The 21,164-nt window shown below is 49.9% G+C and carries 15 protein-coding genes; 11 read left to right on the plus strand and 4 right to left on the minus strand.

Going from position 1 to position 21,164, the window contains the following annotated elements:
• On the plus strand, positions 1-1,396 hold a 1,396-nt coding region (locus tag GSF01_RS06825), incomplete at its 5' end, for a hypothetical protein (RefSeq protein WP_159882293.1).
• Between the two features lie 256 nt (positions 1,397-1,652).
• Positions 1,653-2,306, plus strand: coding sequence for a FusB/FusC family EF-G-binding protein (locus tag GSF01_RS06830; RefSeq protein WP_159882294.1), 654 nt, complete (start codon positions 1,653-1,655; stop codon positions 2,304-2,306).
• A gap of 98 nt (positions 2,307-2,404) precedes the next feature.
• Here GSF01_RS06830 and GSF01_RS06835 read toward each other — a convergent pair whose 3' ends face one another.
• Positions 2,405-3,466 (minus strand): LLM class flavin-dependent oxidoreductase, encoded by a 1,062-nt coding sequence (locus tag GSF01_RS06835; RefSeq protein ID WP_159882295.1) that lies wholly within the window; start codon positions 3,464-3,466, stop codon positions 2,405-2,407.
• A 210-nt stretch (positions 3,467-3,676) separates the two neighbouring features.
• Between GSF01_RS06835 and GSF01_RS06840 the strand changes: the two genes are divergently transcribed.
• Positions 3,677-4,246: a TetR/AcrR family transcriptional regulator gene (locus GSF01_RS06840; RefSeq protein WP_159882296.1), complete on the plus strand. Its 570-nt coding sequence runs from the start codon at positions 3,677-3,679 to the stop codon at positions 4,244-4,246.
• A gap of 72 nt (positions 4,247-4,318) precedes the next feature.
• Here the strand turns inward: GSF01_RS06840 and GSF01_RS06845 are convergent, their stop codons facing one another.
• A complete protein-coding gene (locus tag GSF01_RS06845; RefSeq protein ID WP_159882297.1) occupies positions 4,319-4,495 on the minus strand; it encodes a hypothetical protein in 177 nt (58 codons plus the stop codon).
• A gap of 154 nt (positions 4,496-4,649) precedes the next feature.
• Between GSF01_RS06845 and GSF01_RS06850 the strand changes: the two genes are divergently transcribed.
• The 4 genes from GSF01_RS06850 to GSF01_RS06865 all read left to right on the plus strand — a co-directional run bounded on the left by GSF01_RS06850 (position 4,650) and on the right by GSF01_RS06865 (position 10,250).
• Positions 4,650-5,357, plus strand: coding sequence for a DUF421 domain-containing protein (locus GSF01_RS06850; protein ID WP_159882298.1), 708 nt, complete (start codon positions 4,650-4,652; stop codon positions 5,355-5,357).
• 407 nt (positions 5,358-5,764) lie between these two features.
• A complete protein-coding gene (locus GSF01_RS06855; RefSeq protein WP_159882299.1) occupies positions 5,765-7,489 on the plus strand; it encodes a stalk domain-containing protein in 1,725 nt (574 codons plus the stop codon).
• A 44-nt stretch (positions 7,490-7,533) separates the two neighbouring features.
• Entirely contained in the window at positions 7,534-9,297 is a 1,764-nt protein-coding gene (locus GSF01_RS06860; RefSeq protein ID WP_159882300.1) for a stalk domain-containing protein, read from the plus strand.
• A gap of 305 nt (positions 9,298-9,602) precedes the next feature.
• Entirely contained in the window at positions 9,603-10,250 is a 648-nt protein-coding gene (locus GSF01_RS06865) for a DUF1796 family putative cysteine peptidase (RefSeq protein ID WP_159882301.1), read from the plus strand.
• A 108-nt stretch (positions 10,251-10,358) separates the two neighbouring features.
• Here the strand turns inward: GSF01_RS06865 and GSF01_RS06870 are convergent, their stop codons facing one another.
• Positions 10,359-11,375, minus strand: a complete 1,017-nt coding sequence (locus GSF01_RS06870) for a cytochrome d ubiquinol oxidase subunit II (protein ID WP_159882302.1) — start codon at positions 11,373-11,375, stop codon at positions 10,359-10,361.
• A gap of 11 nt (positions 11,376-11,386) precedes the next feature.
• A complete protein-coding gene (locus tag GSF01_RS06875) occupies positions 11,387-12,721 on the minus strand; it encodes a cytochrome ubiquinol oxidase subunit I (RefSeq protein WP_159882461.1) in 1,335 nt (444 codons plus the stop codon).
• A 260-nt stretch (positions 12,722-12,981) separates the two neighbouring features.
• Between GSF01_RS06875 and GSF01_RS06880 the strand changes: the two genes are divergently transcribed.
• The 4 genes from GSF01_RS06880 to GSF01_RS06895 all read left to right on the plus strand — a co-directional run bounded on the left by GSF01_RS06880 (position 12,982) and on the right by GSF01_RS06895 (position 21,145).
• Positions 12,982-14,193: an MFS transporter gene (locus GSF01_RS06880; RefSeq protein WP_159882303.1), complete on the plus strand. Its 1,212-nt coding sequence runs from the start codon at positions 12,982-12,984 to the stop codon at positions 14,191-14,193.
• A gap of 138 nt (positions 14,194-14,331) precedes the next feature.
• Positions 14,332-15,096: an ABC transporter ATP-binding protein gene (locus tag GSF01_RS06885; protein ID WP_407945747.1), complete on the plus strand. Its 765-nt coding sequence runs from the start codon at positions 14,332-14,334 to the stop codon at positions 15,094-15,096.
• Positions 15,083-17,011 carry an ABC transporter permease gene (locus GSF01_RS06890; protein WP_159882305.1) on the plus strand — a complete coding sequence of 643 codons (1,929 nt, stop codon included), beginning with the start codon at positions 15,083-15,085 and terminating at the stop codon, positions 17,009-17,011. Before GSF01_RS06885 ends, GSF01_RS06890 begins: the two co-directional genes overlap by 14 nt.
• A gap of 264 nt (positions 17,012-17,275) precedes the next feature.
• Complete coding sequence (locus GSF01_RS06895) at positions 17,276-21,145, plus strand: beta-ketoacyl synthase N-terminal-like domain-containing protein (RefSeq protein WP_159882306.1); 3,870 nt, start codon at positions 17,276-17,278, stop codon at positions 21,143-21,145.
• Positions 21,146-21,164 lie beyond the last annotated feature (19 nt).

Below are 21,164 nucleotides of genomic sequence, written 5' to 3' on the forward strand. Positions count from 1 at the left end.
GCTGCAGCCAAAGGCAAATACCGAGCTTAGCTACCTGGCGGTGATCGACCGGACGGACGAGATCACGCTGACGCAGGTGAACTGGACGGATGTCGATTATTACGTCTATCCGAAGAAGGAAACGCCGGTCATCGGGGTGCCGATCCAGGGCGAGGCTTGGAAGGGCAGCGACACCGCGATAACCGACCAAGCCGCCGTGAAGAAATGGTCCGAGTCCTTCAAGATCCCGGGGCTTGTCTCGCCGGTACAGTACACGCCTGTGACAATCAACAAGGAATCGACAGCGGAAGGCACCGTGTACGTCGTGCAGCTGCTGGCCTACAATCCGACGGATAAGCGCGAGAGCGTGCCGGAGTTCAGCCTCGACGGCAAAGGCGGCGGTAAAGTGTTCAGCGGCTCGAGAGTGGAGAAGGACGCGGTGGTGCTGGAGGGGAAAGCTGAGAAGTATATCCATTACGCGATCCCGACGGATCAGGATACCGTCCTGCAAAGCCTGAACCTGCTGACGCCGGAAACGTTCGCAGAGGCCGGCGCGGCCGGCGTCTCCGTGCTGAATTACAAGGTGGGCCGGCTCAATATCCTGCTGCCGGGAGAAGCGCCGGGCACCAGCTTTACGGCCTATACGCTAGGCGCTCCAATCCGCTTCGACGAGCGCAGCCAGCTGATCCATCCGGACTTGTCGGTATCGGTTATCGAATACTACCTGCACGAGAACACGGAGGACGGCAACAAAAACGTCACGGCTAAGTTCAAATTGACGAACAAGTCGTCGAAGCCGCTCGCAGTACCGGTCTTCCAGGCGGATCTGGTCAGCAAAGACGGCTATGAGTATGCGGGAAGCCGTCAGCAGATCCAGACGGCCTCGGTGCTGCCAAGCTCCTCGCTGACAGTGAGCTATTCCTTCACGCTGCCGGTGTCGGAGAAGGGCGAAGGGTTAGTGCTGAAGGTGCAGGATGCCGTCACGGCAGCGCCTTACAAAACGACGATCGCAGCGGTATCGACCGGCTTGCAGGAGGCGAATAAGGACGAGTGGAGCCTGTACCCGTTCACCGTGAAGGTCAAGAACTGGACGCTGAACTCGGATTATGGTCAAGCTACGCAGTATCAATACGTGTACCGGCTGAAGCTTGATCTGGACATCACCCGGGACGAGCAGGTGCAGCTGGATGCCTCCTTCCCGAACCTGCTGGTCGAGCTGTACGATTCCTACGACCGTCTGGTCGGAACCGGCCGCGCAAATCTGTACGGCTCAAGCCGGCTGGTGAACGGGGACAACATCATCTCGCTTACAGGGGCTTCCGACAACTTGGATGTCCATCATCAGGTTCGGATCTACGAAGTATTCGCAACCCCTACGGGCGAAGCGAAGCGTCTGCTTACGCAGTACAATCAATAGGCTGTCATATTCGCAGGCTGCTTGTGGCGGAATATAATTTTAGAGTATAATATTTCTACTTATGAGCAAGGGAGTTGATATAGATGGCAATGATCGATTGCCGGATTGGCACGGCCTCATGCAAAGCCTGCTTTAGAGGCGATACTTTGCATGGGCGTATCCAGAAGCACACCTAATCGCCCAACCGACTATATCGTTTCTAATAACATGGCTTTGCACCTTATAGCATGATAAAAAAATAAGGGGCTGAACGCCAATGTGTGTACCATTTATTAGAAACCATCAGTATAACTTAATCAAAAAGCAAGCCGACTCCCTGCTGCATGCGCTCCGGACGATTGCTGATCCGAAAGTGCTGGGGTCTGTCCGATCTAGTGTGGAGTCCAAGATCCAAGAGCTGTTTCCGGATGCTGCGGACAGTCAGAGGCAGCTGCTTCAAGGCGTTACTGTGTTGGAGACGGCCGATGACTTTCAGAAGTATCTGAAAGGATTAGAGGCATACCTGGTAGAATTCCCGGCTGTAACGCCTAAACAGCTCCAGAAGCTGTTTCCCAAGAACAAGAAGCTGAAGCTGCCCGATCTATCGAATGTTGACTTTCGCTATGTCACTTATCTGAGCTGGTACGATATAGCTGTCAATAAATTGTTCATGGTTTATTCCGTGAATGGGCAAATGATCGGTATAGAAGGCAGGATTACGCCTACCCATAAAAAAGGCTTTTGTTTTCTATGCAATCGGCACGAAGAGCTTGCTATGTTCTCGGCTATATCCAGAAAAAGAACGGCACATGCTTCGCCTGATTATTATAAGGCGATAGGAAACTATCTATGTTTGGATAGTGGGAAATGCAACAGAAATATTACGAATATTACCGCATTAGATACCTTTATCGGACATGTGCTTGGATAAGCTATAGCGCCAAAAAAACCATTGAACCTATGCGAGTAGGCTCAATGGTTTTTCTATGTTTGGATCGACCGCTCAGCGAAGCCGGATGATTCTCTGGCTCAGCTGCGAGCCAGCTCCTGGCGAACGATCGGTGCCACCCGGGTTCCAAGTAATTCGATGGCACGCAGCACTTCGCGATGCGGCATGGTGCCGACATTGACATGGAGAAAAAAGCGGGTAATTCCCAGATTTTTGCGGAGCAAAAGGATCTTCTCCGCTACATATTCGGGATCGCCCACATACAGGGCTCCGCGCAGACTGCGGGCGGCATCGAAGGTGGCGCGGCTGTAAGGCTGTCCCCAGCCCCGTTCCCGCCCGATAACGTTCATCTGAGCCTGAGTAGGGGGGAAGAACAGATCGGCAGCCTGCTCGGACGTATCGGCGACGAATCCGTGCGAATGTGTTGCAATTTCCAGCTTCTCGGGATCGTGTCCGGCGCGTGCGGCAGCCTCCTTGTACAGCTTGACCAGCGGAGCAAAGCTCTCAGGCATGCCGCCGATAATGGCGAAGGCAATGGGAAGGCCCAGAACTCCGGCTCTAATAGCCGATTGTGGATTCCCGCCGCTTGCCATCCAGACCGGCAGCGGCTCTTGGACAGATCGCGGATACACCGGAAGGTCATGGATAGGGGCGCGATGCCGTCCAGACCAGGTCACCTTCTCCGCTGCTCGGATGGCGAGCAGGAGGTCGAGCTTTTCTTCGAATAATTCATCATAATCCTCCAAGCTGTATCCGAACAGAGGGAATGATTCAATAAATGAACCGCGGCCTGCCATAATCTCGGCCCGGCCATTCGATAGACCGTCAAGCGTGGAGAAGGCTTGATACACACGAACCGGATCGTCCGAGGACAAGACGGTAACCGCACTCGTTAATCTTATCCGCTTGGTCATGGCTGCGGCCGCTGCCAATACGACAGCGGGCGATGAGCCTGCATAATCAGCCCGATGATGCTCCCCGATTCCATACACATCCAGGCCTACCTGATCGGCTAGGACGATCTCCTCAACCGCATGGCGCAGCCGCTCGGCATGGCTGATGACTTCTCCTGTTGCTGGATCTGCTGTAGTCTCCAGGAAGGTACTGATTCCGATTTCGATCTTGGCAGACTTGTTGGCCATTCTAATAACCCCTCCTTCATTACCTACATTCTACTCATTTTTTTATTGTTTCTCAACTTTAGTAAGCAAATATTAGGCATATGGGCACTTGATAACAGGCGATATGCTCCTTCGGTCATCGTTCTGGTCATTGCGAGATGGAGCATCGTGTTGTATACTTCGTTAAGCGAGAATCAATAGGAACGGATTCATCATGGAGGCAGCACGAACATGTCCAAAAACAAACGAAACGATATTCTTGAAGCTGCGCTGCACTTATTTGCCGACAGGGGCTATGATGGCACCACGGTGCCTGCTATTGCTGATGCAGCGCAAGTAGGGGCAGGTACGATTTACCGGTATTTCGAAACTAAAGAGGAACTGGTAAACTCCCTATTCCAGGAAAGCGTCCAGCAGTTATCCAATGCCCTGCTGACCGGCGCACCTGCGGATCCGGGGGCGATTCGCGAGCGTTACGATCATATCTTCAACCAAATGTGTGAGTTTGCTGCATACCGGGGAAGGACGCTTGCCTTTATCGATTCCCATTCGGGGGCTCCCTTCTTAAATACCGAGAGCCGGGAGTCATTTGATCGGTTTTTGAGCCTGATTCGGGAAGTTCTGGAGGAAGGTAAACGTCTAGGGATCATATGCCCATTACCGTCCGATGTACTGATTGCTATCGTTTACGGAGCGATGGTCAAGCTATTTAATGTCATGGGGCGGGGAGTAGTCGAACAGACGCCTGAATTATTCGCCCAAGTTCAGGAATGCTGCTGGAATGCTATTCGTGTTCACTAAGCCTTAATGCACAAAAAGGAAAGCTGCCTGGTTAAAGGTAGCTTTCTATTTTTATATGAATATACGTTGTAACTAACGTTTGTCGTTTTTTCTATCAAAAAAATAATTGATCAAGAACATTCCACCTAAACCTAAAGGGACAACAGTAATAAAGTAGTACATGTTTTTTGGAACACCGAGCTTATTACCAAAATAGGTAAGGATAAATAACCATAACGCAAGAGTAATGGTATTTGCCAAAGTTCTCATTTAGAAATCAAGCCACCTATTATTAGAATTAAAGTCCCTAGAGTCAAGTTATGGAGCAATTCTCAAACCGACTCATGAATTCCACTGGTTTATTATTCCTGCGTTGCGGATAACCTATATACAAGTATGCAATTTGGTATAGGGAGGCTTTGGCATGGAACATCTCGTTGTTTTAATCAGAAGTTTTTCGGCCTTTTTAATCCTACTGGTCATTGCGAGGGTATTGGGAAAGCAAACCCTCTCCAATATGAACTTCCACGAATTCGTAACGGCCGTCATATTAGGAGCTACGGCAGCTAACTTTGCATTTAACGAGAAAATAAAGGTTGTTCATCTATTAATAGCCCTGGCTGTCTTTACATTTACTTCTTATGTGTTATCCAAGCTTTTTTTGAAATTCAGAACATTTAAGATGTGGACCGAGGGAACGCCCACCGTTCTCATAGAAGGAGGGCTTATTCTGGAAAATAATTTGAAGAAAAATAATATGACACTGGATTCTTTGAACCAACAGCTTCGCCAGAGAGACATTTTTAATATAGAGGATGTGGAGTACGCCCTCCTAGAGATTAACGGAAAATTATCTGTTCAAAAGAAAAAGGAACTGCAAACCGTGACGTTAAAAGACCTGAAATTGAATGCAGGCAAAGCCATACAGTTCCCAATCGAGCTTGTAATCGACGGGCAGCTTTTGATCGAAAGTTTAAAGTCCAACCATATTTCCGAATCCTGGCTGATGTCCCAGCTCAAGGTGCGCGGCAAAAAGTTAGAGGACGTATTCTATGCCGTAAAAGGCAGCAATGGCCAGCTTTATGTGGATGATTATCGGGATAATATTCAGCATCCAATTGATGTAGAATAGCTTTGGTTTCCGCAAACAGCTACCTGAGATTCAACGTGATCAGCTTAGAAATGGCCGCGCTCATCGTTACACTCCCCTTAGGTACAAATTCGACCCGCATATAATATGAATTTCCCCAGTAAGAAGATACTTGATCCAAGTGTGTCTCCTCCCAACGTTAGTTAATAGAGTCGAGTTCCAATTGTATCTCAGATACAGCCGCACGGATGGAAGGTGGCAGAACCCCTGCCAGAAAAGGAGCCAAACAGCGTTTTCGTTATGGCTCTTTTTTAAACGTCGATACGGTCACATCGGAAGCCCCGGCAATCTCTATCAAATATTTACCGTACAAGCGTGTCATATCCTAATTTTCATGTTACATTTATATAGGTCATTATATCTTACATGCAAAAGGAGAAGTAGGCATCTTGAAGAAGAAACATATAGCAGCCCTTTCGTTGCTGCTGGGGACGCTTGCCGTCGGCTCTTCCGTCTCGGCGGTCGACGTATCGGGCACAACCGTACATATTCAATTCCAGGATCGGCAGTTATCCGCCGAGGTAGACAGCAGCGAGATTCCGCTTGGGGCGCCGGCTGAAATTGTGGATGGAAGCTTCTATGTTCCGATCCGCTGGCTTGCCGATCAGCTAGGAATGGAAGCAATTTGGCATGAGGGACGCCGGGCAGTCGGACTCACGACAGCTCAGGCTTATTTGGAGTGGGATCTGGAGCGCGGGAAAGCTTCGGTGAACGGTTCTTCGATAGACTTGGAGGAGGCGGCTATCGTGCGCGATGGGTCGCTGCTGGTCAAGCTCAGCTGGGCAGCCCCCTATATGGGCATCCGGTATGAGTATTTGCCGGGACCGAGCAGGGTTGTCTTAACGTATGAAACACCGACGGATTCAGCCTATCGCGAATCGACATACCCCGGGGATACGCAGCCTAATTCGCGTCCTATCACGATATTTGCAACCGACAAGGCTTCTTATCGAATAGGCGAGCCTATCCAGTATATCGATCTTAGCTATGACGCCGATGCCGAAGGCTTGCCGGAATACCGGTGGACCGGCAAGGAGGACGCTTTCTTCCGGCCGGGTACCTATGCGGTGACGCTGGAAGCAAGGGATCGGCATGGCAATTGGAGCAGTCCGTACACCCGCCATATTCAAGTGTCGGACGAAAGCTACTTGAGCGAAGCCGAGTATCCCTGGTACACAAGTCCAGTGGGAACTCTGATAAAGAGCACATCGGAAGCCTGGAAGGATGCTTCAGAGAAGGCCGTTCCGCTGACTTCGCTAGTCACCCGCTCCAGCTACCGTCAGCGGGTAGTCAGCGGTGAGAATCACAGGATTCTAGAGACGGGACTGCTGAAGAGGCAAACGGTGAACGGACATGCTCGATTGCTGTCCCATCATAGCAATGGGCTCGGGAAGCCTGTCGAGCTCAAGGTCATCGCCTATAATCCCTCAACCACGCAAAATCGGACCGTGCGCGTCACCGGAGCGGGGGAGCTTGAGCCGACTCTGCTCCACCGTACACTGGCGAAAGTGGCCGTGACGGACTTTATGACTCGACAAACGGACGAACCGGCCTTGGATATCGCGCCGGGACAGACGCTCGAGCTGGGCAGCTACAAGCTGGAGCCGGGACAAGGTATGGCAAGCTTCAAGGATATGACAACAGACGGAACGGTGGAAATCGGATTTGTCGCTGCTATCGAGGGGGAAGCCGGTGCTATTTTCCGCGATCTCTCGAAGCTTGTCTCCGAGCAGAAGGCGCCCGAGGAAGGGAGCCTGGATTCTGAGGTCCGACTGGATCTTATTACGGACGGGAACAACCTCAAGTCCGTATCTTCTTGGTCCCCTGAGAAAAAGGCCGCTACTGACTTCGGCTTGGGTCATACCATCCACTATAACGACCCTCGGCCCGTCGCAATCGCGCTGCATGTGAAGGACGGTCATGCCGATGGGATCGTCAAAGTGGACGGCATCGTCGTTCCGCTGCCGCAAGGAGGCTTGACGGACCAGGATGGCGCGTTCGTCGCTGCGCGGACGACCGGCCTGGAGTCCTCCGTCCACATCGAGTGGATGGCGGCCCCCGGAAACAGCAGCCCGGTTGAATGGATCATTTATCCTCTGCAGGATAAAAAGTAGACTCGGAGAACCACGTCAAGCAAAGACAGAAAGGACCTGCTTACATGAAGCTATATGTACGACCTTTATTATCCGCATTTTGCGCCCTGTGCTTACTGGGAGCCTCGATCGGACAGGCTGCTGCCGCAGCCGTACCCGAAGCAACGAATCTGCTGCTTTATCCCGGATCGTCGTCCGTTTATGTGGACGGCTTCAAGACGGAAGCAGCGCTTCCGCCAATTGAAAGAGAGAGTCGCGTTTACTTGCCGGCTGCGGAGCTGGAGCCATGGCTCGGACTTCCTGTGAACTGGGAGGAAGAGAAGGGAGCCGTGCAGATTACGACCCCCAAAGCATTTCTGGAGCTAACCCCGGCCGATCAGACCTTATATGTAAATGGTGCGGCACAGCCATGGGGAGAGGAGGCAATGCTTGAGAGCGACCGGCTATATATCGCATTGGCGTTTCTGGAACGCTACGTTTCCTTCCGCAGCCGCATCGATGAAGAATCCCGTCGTGTGGATCTGAGCTATATCCGTAGTTCAACGGATCCTTCGTTGTTTGCGAACGATACGATGCCGAACATGAAGCCGATCGCCAAGTTTGCCGTAGACCGCGAATATTATCGCATCGGCGAGCCTATCCGCTATATGGACCTTAGCTATGATCCGAAAGGCGGCAAGCTGGAGGATGTAAAATGGACGGGGAATGCCCAAGCTATTTTCGTTCCGGGGCTGTATAAAGTATCTCTTGAGGTAACCGACAGCCTGGGACAAGTCAGCGAGACGTTCTCCCGCAACATACTCGTGAAGGACCAGCCCTATCTGGATGAATTCGAGTACCACGTACATCATAAGCCCGTCGGCACTTATGTAAGGGAAGAGGAAGAAGTGCTGAGAGCCTACTTGCGTGGCATCCCTCAGCTCAATCGAAAAGAGAGGAAGCCGGAGGACCGCCCCTTGCTCGTCAGCGACAGTCCCGAAACCTTCACGGAAAAAGGAATGCTGTACCGGGACAAGGTCAATGGGAAAGGGCGGCTTTATGCCGATCATGTGAACGGCACCGACCGGAAGATGAAATTCGCCATCATCGCGCATAACCCGGACAATACGCGCAGCGTCACGATCAAGACGACTAATCAAGGCGAGGTTTATCCGTCGATCTATGCGAACCTTATCGGCAATGAAGCGACGATTGAATTTCTGCAGGGCGGACAACGCGAAGAGACGATGAGCCTTCAGCCAGGCGAGTCCGCTTACTACCGAACGATGCCTGACTTTTATCCCGGTCAAGGCGTCAATGTGATGTATGATGTCGAGACGAACGGGGAGGTCGTGTTCACGTTCGTAGCCATGGAGCAGAAGGATGGGCTGGAGGAGGCCGCTCTATATCCGGCTTTGCCTTACAGCGGCAATGTCCGGGGCACATTCACCGGCTCCGAGGTGTTGTGGGAGATGGTCGCTTCTTCTGTAAAGGTGCCGACTAGCTTTGCGATCGGCGACGGAACGTCGGATGTGTTTGTCTCAGGCCGAGACGCCTTCGAGAAGAAGTCATCGATTAATCTAGGCAATTATGGAGTCGTATACCAGATTCAGATCAAAGCCCCTCCGAGAATGTCCGTGCTCATCCTGCCGCGCGGCGGCGTGTTTAAAGGACCGTTTAAGGTTGACGGAAAAATCGTGCAAACTCCGCCATCGGGAGTCATGATGGACTATCAGGGCTACACGATTATTGCGCGGACGAACGGGACGGAGCCGTCGCTGAATTTAGAGTTTTCGCCCGCTGCGGGCTCGGCTTTTCCTATCGACGTTATTTTATACCCGCTAGAGTAGAGGGACTAGCCAGTCTATGATTAAAAGATACGCCAAGCCAGGATATAACCGGCTTGGCTTTTTTTGGATCTTCACGGTCGATGCGAGGTCAGTGAATACTTAACATAATAAAATTTATGTCTACTTATTGCATCTATAAAATAAGTAATGTCATTAATGATTAGCTACATTAATTATAAATCATATACAAGATTGCCGATCCAGCAACTGTATCTGCACCATAGCCACCCTACGGGAATAAGGTGATACTGGGCCCGTGTCAACCATCAGGGCTTAACGAAACGGCAGCGGGGGACGTGTGCGCTATGAAATGGAAGGATTGTGTCGGACGATATAACAGCATCATCAGCCTGGGAAACAACTGCCAAGTAGCCCACCAGCTAAACAGACTCGGACTGCGCCAAGCGGCAGGTCCCCTTGACTGGTTTTCATCGGATTCCACGCCAGGACTGATCCAACTGCTGCAGAATCGGTTTAGAGGGTTGATGGATTTCAAGAGTCTGCAGCTAGTTGACCGAACGTACGAATGCTACGTAATCAGAGATCAGGTTTACGATATCGTCTCCTACCACGATTTCCCACTCTATCTTGAACGTTGGTGGGAGGCTTACCCTGCCTTCAAGGAGAAGGTCGACAGGCGTATTCACCGCTTCTGGCATTTGATTCACAACAAACCCGTTCTCTTCATCCGGACCGAAACAAGTCTGGAGGAGGCCAAGCAGTTGAAGGCGGCGCTGGATACGCTGGTCAAGGGGGGATACCGGCTGCTGATCATGAACCCCTCTCATCCGATGGCCAGGGTTGTAGATGAAGAGTGGAGCTTGAGAGATGTTTGCTGCGTAACGGTGCCGCGGGGGCAGGACTGGAGAGGCTCAGATGATGCGTGGAACCTTGTCATGAGCGGCTTTTCTTTGCAGCGGTCGCAAGTTAAGACAAGCCAGTTTTACATGTGAATCCTTTCCTGTCGCCTTACAGCATATAGCGAATAGCGGATAACAGCATCAGCACAGCGATCCCGAAGCAAAGCCGCATCAGCCATTTGTCCTGACGGTCGAAGACACTCATGACGGTTCTCCTTTCACATAGCTGGCATTGAAGATAAAGGTTCGAAGCAGCAGCACAAGAGAAGGGATCAGCAGCAGCAGCCCAGCGACAAACGATACGACCAGCGCCCGACCCATGACGGGATTGGTGAGGCTTCCGGATAGCGTCAGATACGGGTAAAGCAAATAGGGCAGGTGGGAGGCTCCATACCCGAAGAAGGCAAAAGCAAACTGCAGCATTACCAGCACAAATGCGGTTCCATAATAGGTACGTCGGCTAATGAGCCAGATAGCCAGGATAAAGCTGAGAAGAGAGAGGCCGAACATCCACCATAACTCGAGCGTGTTCTGAAAATGTTCCCGGTTATGGTTGCGAAGCGCGATGAAGACAAAGAGACTGGAAATAATCGTGGGAATGGCTCCCCATATCGAGAAAGAGCGCAGCCATTCGCGCGCCTTGCTGTCCTTCGCACGATCCGCATAATACGTCAGGAAGGTCGAGCTGATGAACAGCACGCTCGATCCGGCTAGCAGAACGACCGCCCAGGAGTAGGCGCTAAAGAACAGCTCCTCCATCCGTAATTCCACGGTATTCCCCTGAACGGATAAAAATCCGCCCTCCGATATGGTGAATACGGTCGATAATGCGGCGGGTATCAGCAGGCCCGTGGCGCCATATGCGAACAGATACAGGCTGCTCGACCTGGAGCCGTAATTGGCGAAGGCGTAGAATGAGCCTCGGATGGCAAGCAGAATGAGCGCTATGCTTCCGGGGATTAGCAGAGCCGTTCCGTAATAATAGGCGGTTTCCGGGAAGAATCCGACAATGCCGATGTAGAAAAAAACGAGAAACACATTGGTAACCTCCCAGACGGGAGACAAATACCGGGAAATGACAGGCGCGATCACGGTTTCGATACCTAATACTCGGCCGAAATAAGCATAAAATCCAGCCCCGAAATCGATGGAGGCCACGATCAAGTATCCGTACAGAAATACCCAAAGCACGGTGATCCCAAGCAGTTCGAGCGACATGCGGGTCCCTCCTATAGGATGATTCTCCGTTCTTCCAGCTCCAGCTCCGCGGGCTTATTGCGGAACAAACGGCTGAGAACGGATGTGCTGATGATGGCAAGCAGCAAATATAAGGCGGCAAACATCCAGAATGTAACGCCGACATGGGGGTGAGTTGTCGCTGCCTCCGACACGCGCATATACCCCCTCAGTATCCATGGCTGCCTGCCAACCTCGGCATAGAACCACCCCAGCTCGATCGCGAGCAAGGACAAGGGACCGCCTGCTGTGATGCCATAAAGCATCCAGCGATTATAGGCATTGTACCGCTTCATCCGCATAAGGATGAAGAACAGCAGCGGAATGGCCAACAAGTAGAAGCCGATGCCTACCATGGAATCAAACAAATAATGGACATATAGAGGAGGCCAGTCCTCCTTCGGAAAATCGTTCAGGCCGATCACGGTTCCGTTCGGATCGTGCGTGGCCAGAAGACTAAGCGCCCATGGGAGATGCAGCGCTCCTGTTATCTCCAGCGTCTCCGGGTCCAGGCGGCCGCCAATCACGAGAGGAGCCTGGCTCCCGGTTTCAAAATGCCATTCGGCCGCGGCAAGTTTCTCAGGCTGCTCCTCCGCTAGAAAAACGGCCGAGCTATCGCCGATCCAGATCGTGGCTGCGGCGAGAATCAATCCGGTAGCCATATTGAAACGGATGGATTTCTTGTAATAGTCATGGTTTCGCCTTCTAAGCAGCGCGAATGCGGCAATCATGGCCAGCAGAAAGGCAGCGGTTAAATAAGCCGAGGACAGCACGTGAGCTACTTTGGAGGGCGTAGCGGGATTGAACATGGCCGCGAGCGGATCGAGATGGGTCAGCTTTCCATCCTCCAGCGTAAAGCCTTGCGGCGTATTCATAAACGCATTGACCATCGTAATAAAAAGCGCGGAAGCCGATGATCCCAAGATGATCGGAAGCGTCAGCAGCCAATGATAGTAGGGGTTCGAGAACCGGTCCCAGGTATACAGGTAGATCCCGAGGAAAATAGCTTCAAAGAAAAAGGCGAAGGTTTCTAAAAAGAGCGGCAGCGAGATCACATTACCCGCAAACCGCATGAATTCCGGCCATAACAAACTTAGCTGCAGACCGATGCACGTACCGGTCACGACACCGACGGCCACCGTGATGACATAACCCCGAGTCCATCTACGCGCCATAAGCGTGTAGTGGGGATCTTGCTTACGGATTCCGAGCCATTCGGCAAAGGATATAAAAATGGGCAGACCGACCCCCACTGTGGCGAACACAATATGAAAGGCAAGCGTCATTTCCGTCAAGCCCCGGCTCCAGTCCAGCGTATTCAACTTAATCCCTCCAGCCCAGGAGTTAATGATATCCAACATTTCTCTTGATTTAATATTCCTTCCACCACCCAAATCTATTCAGCTCCAAATGGTATGAGGAATTCGGGAGAGGAGGGCTTATCGTTATCCGTCGGATAGGTGAACATACGACTGATCTTGACGGTATCTATCCTATGCTGCAATATTTAGTATAAAATCCATCTATCATGCAGCATCATCCGAGTGCGATTCGAATGAAGGAAGAATGGGGAAAGAGGAATTTACTCATGGCGACGTGGTTTCTTATTATTATCTATTTGGCATTTATCAGCTTGGGGATTCCTGACTCCCTGCTTGGAGCCGCATGGCCAGTCATGCATACTGAATTCGGGGTTTCCTTCGAATCGGCTGGACTGTTGTCCATGATTACGGCAGGCGGAACAATCCTATCGAGCCTGGCTAGCGGCAGTGTCATCCAAAAATATGGAACAGGCCGAGTTACGTTAATCAGCTGCTGCTTGACCGCTTGTGCTTTGCTGGGCTTCTCCCTGTCGCCTTCTCTGTTGTGGCTTGCTGTACTGGCGGTTCCTCTCGGCATCGGGGCCGGGGCGGTAGATGCCGGGCTCAATCATTTTGTGGCAACTCATTATAAGGCGCATCATATGAACTGGCTGCATTGTTTCTGGGGAGTAGGGGCGACGCTGGGTCCCATCATCATGTCCACCTACATAGCAGATCAGCAGTCCTGGAGAGACGGTTATTCGGCAGTTGCGATCATCCAATTCAGTTTCGTGATCGTATTGTTAGTTACTCTTCCGTTGTGGGGGCGGGTTGCCTCCCTTCAGCAGTCCACCCGGAGTTCAACATCTGCCGGGAATACGGATGCAGGCGGAGGATCCAAGGAAGAGATCAGTACTAAGAATCCGCTACGGATGCGTGGCGTCAAGGCTACCCTCGCGGTGTTTTTATTTTACTGCGGGATTGAATCGACCGTTGGCTTATGGGGAGCCAGCTATTTAGTCGGGGACAAGCAGGTATCGGCGGAAACAGCGGCGGTCTGGGTTGCTTGCTACTTTGGCGGCATTACAGCAGGCCGGTTTATGACCGGCTTTGCGACTATGAAGGTAAGCAACCGCGTGTTGATTCGGGCCGGTCAGATTATCATCATAGCCGGGGGATTGCTTCTGTCGCTTCCTCTGCCTGCCGCGGTATCGCTTATTGGTTTTATTTTTATCGGCCTGGGGCTTGCTCCGATATTCCCTGGTTTGCTTCATGAAACTCCGGCACGGTTCGGCCAAGCGAACTCGGCCAAGCTTATGGGCTACCAGATGGCCGTGGCTTATACGGGAAGCACCTTTCTTCCCCCAGTATTTGGGGTCTTTGCTTCGCAGACCAGCATCGGCATGCTGCCGATCGTCGTCTTGATATTTGTCATGGTTATGCTCCTTTGTTCGGAGCGGGTAAACCGGCTCATCGAGCATCGGACATCGGGGGGATAATTGCCTCAGTTCGCGTTGTATTACAAAAATGTAACTTTAAGCAAAAAAATGTAACGACAACAAATAGATAGAAGACCAGCGAAATCATATAATGAGGAAGACATTTGAATCAAAACAATGGATGATGGAGTTGAGGCTGTGATGAGAATGGTCGAGGTGTCTGAAGTTACAAAGCAGTACGGCGATACGACTAGCTCTTACCGGGCATTAAAAGGAGTAACTCTTGATTTTGACGCCGGTGAATTTGTCGGAATCATGGGGCCCTCGGGCTCAGGAAAAACAACACTATTGAACATTATGTCTACGATTGATAGAGCAACCTCGGGTAAGATAAACATTGACGGCATTGATATTACGTTGATCAAGGACAAGGAATTGGCCAAATTCCGCAGAGATACCATAGGATTTGTATTTCAGGCATTTAATTTGCTTGATAATATGACCATCAGGGATAATATCGCACTTCCGTTAACGTTGAATAATGTAAAGCTCAATGTCATTATGGCTAAAATGACGGAGTTGACGCAATTGCTTGGTATTTACGAGCAATTGGACAAATATCCGTACGAATTATCCGGAGGGCAAAAACAGCGGGCGGCGATTTGCCGGGCCTTGATCACATCGCCTAAAGTCATTTTTGCCGATGAACCGACCGGGGCGCTTGATTCGAAATCCTCCTCGGAGGTTCTCGAGTGTTTTAAAAACGTAAATAGAAAGCTCTCCACAACGATTATCATGGTCACCCATGACGCCGTTGCCGCCAGCTATTGTGATCGGGTCATGTTCCTGAAAGACGGTCGGATACACGGACGCTTGGAAAGCGAAGGCAACAAACAAGATTTGTTTAAGAAGGTGCTAGACATGCTCGCCGTCATGGGGGGGACGAGTCATGAATTCGTTTAAAATTGCCTACAAGCTCCTGACTAACAATCTCAGAATTTACGGGCTGTATGTGATCGTATTGGTCGTTACAGTAGCCACTTATTATAACTTCGTGGCCATTCAGTATAACGATACGTTTGTGCAGTTAACACAGCGACTGCAATCTGCTGTAGTTGCGAGCATGACCTCGGGCTTTGTTTTGATGTGTACCGTCGTATTCTTTATGTGGCATGCGAATGGATTCTTCTTTAAGCAGCGACAGAAGGAAACCGGCATCTACATGCTAATGGGAATCAGCTCCTCCAAGATCGGAAGAGTTTTCGCTATTGAAAGCATGCTGCTCGGCGGATTATCGATGGTGGTTGGCTTGACGGTGGGCGTTATGTTTTCCAAGCTCTTCTTCATGCTTCTCGGAAAGGCCATGTCTCTGGAAGTTGAAATTCCCTTTACGATATCCTTCAAGGCTATGATTCAGCTGGTGATCGTGTTCGGTCTGATCTTCGCGCTGTTGGGGCGTAAAAACTACAACGAAGTGAAAAAAAGCCGGTTGATCGATATGATTCATGCCACGAAAGCGAAGCCGGCCGTACCGCAATTGAATTATGTGAAAGGAATTCTTGGCGTAGTGTGTATCGCAGTCGGATACCTGGTCGCTCTCACTTTCCTCCGGTGGAACTTGGATCTGCTGTTTGCCGCAATGACCACTTTGGTGCTAGTAAGCGCCGGCACCTACTTTTTCTTCGGCAGCTGTTTAACCATTATGTTTAAAAAATTACTCAAATCCAAGCAAATGGTTTACAAAGATGTCAGGCTCGTGAGCATTAGCAACCTTTTCTTCCGCTTAAAGGCGAATTACCGAAGCTTGGCAATGACCGCTATTTTGGCTGCAGCGACCGTAACGGCGTTTAGCATAAGTCTGGCCTTTAAGCAGTACGCAGAGGATCATAAGCTGATAGAAGCTCCGTACAGCATTACGTATGCAAGCAGCGATCCAGACATCAAGGACAAGGTCAGGCAAGCGATTGAAGCTACGGACCATCAACTGATCGGATGGAATGAACTTCGTCTTCTTCCGATCAAAACCGAGTACGCAAGTCACATCAGGATTGATCCTCAGAACGAAGCGATTCTGATCAGCTATTCTCAGCTTCAACGAACCCTTGAATTTTTAGAATACAAAAACTTTGAGAAACTGCTCCGTGAAATGGAGCCCCAATCGAATGAAATCGTGTTTTTGTTTAGTGCCAGAACGATGGCATCTCCGGTGCGGGTACATGGCGAAGAGGTGAAAATAAATGGGGAACCCTATAGGGTAAAAGAGGCGCGCCAGGTTCCAATCACAGGCAATGTTGATCGTTTCGGGAACAAGAACATCTATGTTTTGCCAGATAAAGATTATACGAAGCTTCAGACCAACCATGATGAAACTTTGCTTCATGGCATTCGAATCTCCGATCAGGAAAACAGCGAAGCCCTTGTCCAATCGCTTGCAGCGATTGTACCCGGAGGTAAGGTGAACGGGAGCATCAATCAGTATGTACAAGAATACTATGCGCTGGGGACTTTCTTCTTTTTGGGCTCCATCATGTCCATCGTATTCATGATGGCTACGTTTAGCACCATCTATTTCAAAATCCTAAGCGATGCCTTTACGGACAAAGAACAATATACGATACTTAAGAAGATAGGGATGAGTGAAGCGGAAGTCGGACGGTCGGTATACATGCAGGTTGGAATCGCGTTTATCTTGCCTGTGCTTGTAGGAATTGCTCATAGTATGGTAGCAATGTCGATGCTGGAAGTGATCATGAGTGTGCAGTTTGTTACGCAAATGTTGTACAGCATAGGAATTTTCGTAGTAGTGATGATCGCTTTTTATGTTGGATTAAGTAAGAATTATACGAGAATGGTTTATACGGAAGCTTCAAGAACATAGGATGAATACAACCGGACCTCCAAGGAGGCCGGTTATTTTTGTTGTTTATTCGGCATAAATCGACTTCTAATCGTATAACTACGGACCCAATATACTTGGCAAATCAGGGGTTGTTACCTTTTTCCTATTTACCAATATTTAATTATTATTGTATCCTTAACCAATGAAATAGATGTAAAATGTTTTACTCTTTTCCAATACTTAGGATGTCCTTATCGAAATCAACTGTATGTAATCGTAACGAACTCAAAAGGGGGCTTGGCTTTGACATTAACAGAAGCTATTCTGCGAAAATACACGGAAGATCGGAAAAAGATTACTTTTGTCAAAAAACAAGGTGAAGAAAAAGAAGTTACCTATGTCGAGCTCCTACAATCGAGTTCCCGGATTCTAGGTTTCTTGCAAAGCAAAGGAATCCGATATGGGGATGAGCTCGTGTTCCAGCTGAATGATAACGAGGATTTTATTCATATGTTCTGGGCCGGCATCCTGGGGGGGATGGTCCCGGTGCCGGTGACGTCTGGAAGCAATGATGAGCATAAGCTTAAATTTTTCAAAATATGGAATCGGTTAAACAATCCTTATTTATTATGTGATACGGAGCAGTACCAAAGCTTGCTGAGCTATGCGGAACGAGCGGGAATTGACGCCAGTTATTTATCAGAAAAAATGATAAATATCACGGAAGTGTACAACTGGGATACAGAGGGAACTATCCATGCGAGCAGGCCGGAGGATATTGCGTTTATTCAGTTTTCGTCAGGCTCAACGGGAGACCCAAAAGGGGTTGTGCTGAAGCATTGTAATCTTCTGGCCAACCTGGAGGGGCTTGCTGATTCTATCCAAATCGACCCAACCGACAAACTGATTACCTGGCTTCCCTTGACGCATGACATGGGCATTATCGGCTGCCACTTAATGCCGCTGCTGGCCAATATTGATCAGGTACAAATCCAGACGAACGATTTTATCCGCAGACCTACGATTTGGCTGGAGAAGGCGACCAAGCATCAATCCACCTTGATGTTCACCCCTAATTTCGGCTGCCGATTTATCCTGAAATATCTGCAAAAGTATGCTGACAAAACGTATGACTTGTCACACGTACGAAAAATCATCAATGGAGCAGAGCCGATTTCGCCCGATCTATGTGAAGCGTTCTTAACAAAGATGAGCGAATACAAAATGAGCCGCGATGTGATGGCTACCGGATTCGGATTGGCAGAAGCTTCCCTGGTCGTGACTCTTCCTAAACCAAGAGAGCCGATCAGAACTTATTACATTGACAGACAGCATATGAGTATTGGGCAGGAAGTGCGTTATTTGGATCATAAGCATGCTCCGCATGCAGCGGCCTTTGTAGACCTTGGATATCCGATCAAGCATACGAGTGTAAGGATATCGAACCCGGAACGGGAGCCTCTTCCCGATCATACCGTCGGTTTTATTGAAATTCATGGAATCAACGTAACAAGCGGATATTACAACAATGAAGAAAAGACAAAAGAAGTCCTAAGCGAAGACGGCTGGCTGAATACCGGTGACTTAGGGTTTATGAACGAAGGCAGACTCGTGGTGATCGGAAGATATAAAGACGTCTTATTTTTAAACGGTCAAAATTATTATGCTCATGATTTGGAACGGATCGCGATCGAAGAAGCGGGCGTCCCATTAAGCGAAGCGGAAGTTGCGATAGGGGGTGCGCAAAATTACAGCAGCCAAACGGAAGAAGTCGTAGCTTTTGTGAAATATTCCAAAAAGCTTGAAGACTTCTTGAGGGTAGAAAGCAATATTAAAAAGGGGGTCAACTTACGTGCAGGAATCCAGGTTGCCCATGTGATTCCCATCAGGCAAATTCCTAAGACCACGAGCGGCAAGGTTCAACGCTTTCAATTAGTGGAACGGTTTGAGGCGGGGGAATTTACATCGATCATTCAGGAATTAGCTCAAATCAAGCGGCTTAGGCAAGTTCAGGAGCAAGAGCAGCTTAGCGAAATTGAGAGGCAGATCGTTACCATCTGCAAGGAGTATCTGGAGGATGTTGCTCCGGGTGTATACGACAATTTTTTTGAGCTCGGCTTGAGTTCGATCCAGCTCAATCAAATAACCTCCAGGCTGCAGGAGATCCATGGAGATAAGGTTAAGGCGGCCGATTTCTACGCGAACTCGACCATCAGAGAGTTGGCGAGCTATATTGCGAATGGAAATGCGCGGAAGCAGGAGCGTGTGCGGAATGAGGGGAATGTCAACGTGCATTCCGATCACGTGGCGATTATAGGTATTTCCGTTAAACTCCCTCAAGCCGATACGCCGGACGATTTCTGGCAAACGATCGTTACGGGGACGGAAACCGTGCAAAATTTCCCGGAAAACCGCAAAGCTGATCTGTCGGACTATCTGGCTTTGGAAGGATATAAGGCAGGCAATTACCGATTTCACAAAGCTTCGTATATAAACGAGATCGATACGTTTGATTATCATTACTTCAAAATCCTTCCTGTAGAAGCCATTGCAATGTCGCCCGCACAACGATTGTTTCTGGAAACGGCAGCTAAGGCGATCGAAGATGCGGGTTATGGGGGAAAGCGTCTGAATGGGACACGAACGGGCGTGTATGTCGGTTACATCGGAGATATGGACGGTCATAAGTATCAGCGGATTCTTTCACGATCCAAGGATGAAAGTACGCCTACCGGATATTTATCCTCCAATATAGCGGGAAGAGTCTCGCATCTATTTAATCTAAAGGGCCCCGCTCTCATGGTCGATACGGCGTGCTCCTCCTCACTTGTTGCGCTCGATCTTGCTTGCTCAGGGATCCGGAGCGGCCAATGCGAACAGGCGATTGCAGGAGGAATTCGCCTAAAAACCGTGCCGATAGACGATGGCTTTCAAGCGGGGTTTGAGTCGGCGGACGGCAGATCTAGGCCTTTCGATTCAAGCGGCAGCGGAACAGGCGAAGGGGAAGGGGTGGTCGCCCTATTGATCAAGCGCCTAAGTGCTGCTATCCGGGATAAAGACCCCGTATATGCGGTGATCAAAGGGAGTGCCGTCAATCACGATGGAGGATCCGTCGGCTTGGCTATGCCGAATCCAGCCGCCCATACCGAGGCGATTTCGGAGGCGCTTCGTCAGGCGAATGTGGACCCGTCCACCATTAGCTATGTAGAGGCGCAAGGTACCGGAACATTAACGGGCGATACGATTGAGGTGAAGGGGCTGACTGACGCCTACGCCGCCCATACGGACAGCACCCAGTACTGTTCGATCGGCTCGGTACGTGCCAACATTGGACATTTATATGAAGCGTCCGGACTTTCGAGCGTTGTGAAATGCTGCCTGATGCTGAAGCATAAACAAATACCGCCTCTTGCCAATTTTGCTGAGGCTAACCCTCAAATCAACTTTGAACAGTCGCCGTTTTATATTTCTCTAAACGCTGCATATTGGCAGCCCATCCATGGGATCCGAAGATGCGCCGTCAACAATTTCGGATTTTCAGGCACTAATGCCCATGTCATTCTGGAGGAATATGCCGAGACTGCAGCCGAACGAGACAAAACCCAGCATAAGGCCTTTTTATTCACGTTAAGCGCGAAAAATAAAACGTTGCTCAGCAAACTTATCAAACGATATATTCGCCATCTGCAGTGTAATTCGGAATTGCATCTGGAGGACATTTGTTACACCGTGAATGCAGCGCGCGACCATCATGAATATCGGACAGCGGTTCTTGCTTATACGACAGGGGAGCTGGTAGAGAAGCTGCAAAAATTTGATAACAAAACCAACATCCGCGACCAGCTGTTTTATGGGGTGCACAGGAAGGTGCGTTCCTCAAACCCGACTAAGAATATAGGCGAGCTGAATGAGAACGATTTGATGCTGCTATCCAACCAGGGCAACCAATTATTATCCGAACTGGATCATAAAGACCGCGAAAGCCATCTGGGACGAATTGCACAACTATACACGAGGGGCGCGAATCTCGCATGGGATTGCTTGTACGATACACAGCGGACAAGACGGCTTCATCTCCCTACATATGAATTTGACAAACTAAAATGCTGGCCAAGCTTTGAGCCTGCTTCCTATGCAAGCAATCGTGAACACGCTGAAGTCGGTTTGATTTAAAAATCGGGAGGAGTCATGC

This window comes from Paenibacillus puerhi (assembly GCF_009846885.1).
Lineage (GTDB): Bacteria > Bacillota > Bacilli > Paenibacillales > NBRC-103111 > Paenibacillus_G > Paenibacillus_G puerhi.

Coding starts and splice junctions, on each gene's coding strand:
- GSF01_RS06845 (WP_159882297.1), bottom strand. CDS start 4,495: ATGAGAACTTTGGCAAATACCATTACTCTTGCGTTATGGTTATTTATC.
- GSF01_RS06835 (WP_159882295.1), bottom strand. CDS start 3,466: ATGGCCAACAAGTCTGCCAAGATCGAAATCGGAATCAGTACCTTCCTG.
- GSF01_RS06840 (WP_159882296.1), top strand. CDS start 3,677: ATGTCCAAAAACAAACGAAACGATATTCTTGAAGCTGCGCTGCACTTA.
- GSF01_RS06890 (WP_159882305.1), top strand. CDS start 15,083: ATGAATTCGTTTAAAATTGCCTACAAGCTCCTGACTAACAATCTCAGA.
- GSF01_RS06865 (WP_159882301.1), top strand. CDS start 9,603: ATGAAATGGAAGGATTGTGTCGGACGATATAACAGCATCATCAGCCTG.
- GSF01_RS06870 (WP_159882302.1), bottom strand. CDS start 11,375: ATGTCGCTCGAACTGCTTGGGATCACCGTGCTTTGGGTATTTCTGTAC.
- GSF01_RS06830 (WP_159882294.1), top strand. CDS start 1,653: ATGTGTGTACCATTTATTAGAAACCATCAGTATAACTTAATCAAAAAG.
- GSF01_RS06860 (WP_159882300.1), top strand. CDS start 7,534: ATGAAGCTATATGTACGACCTTTATTATCCGCATTTTGCGCCCTGTGC.
- GSF01_RS06850 (WP_159882298.1), top strand. CDS start 4,650: ATGGAACATCTCGTTGTTTTAATCAGAAGTTTTTCGGCCTTTTTAATC.
- GSF01_RS06880 (WP_159882303.1), top strand. CDS start 12,982: ATGGCGACGTGGTTTCTTATTATTATCTATTTGGCATTTATCAGCTTG.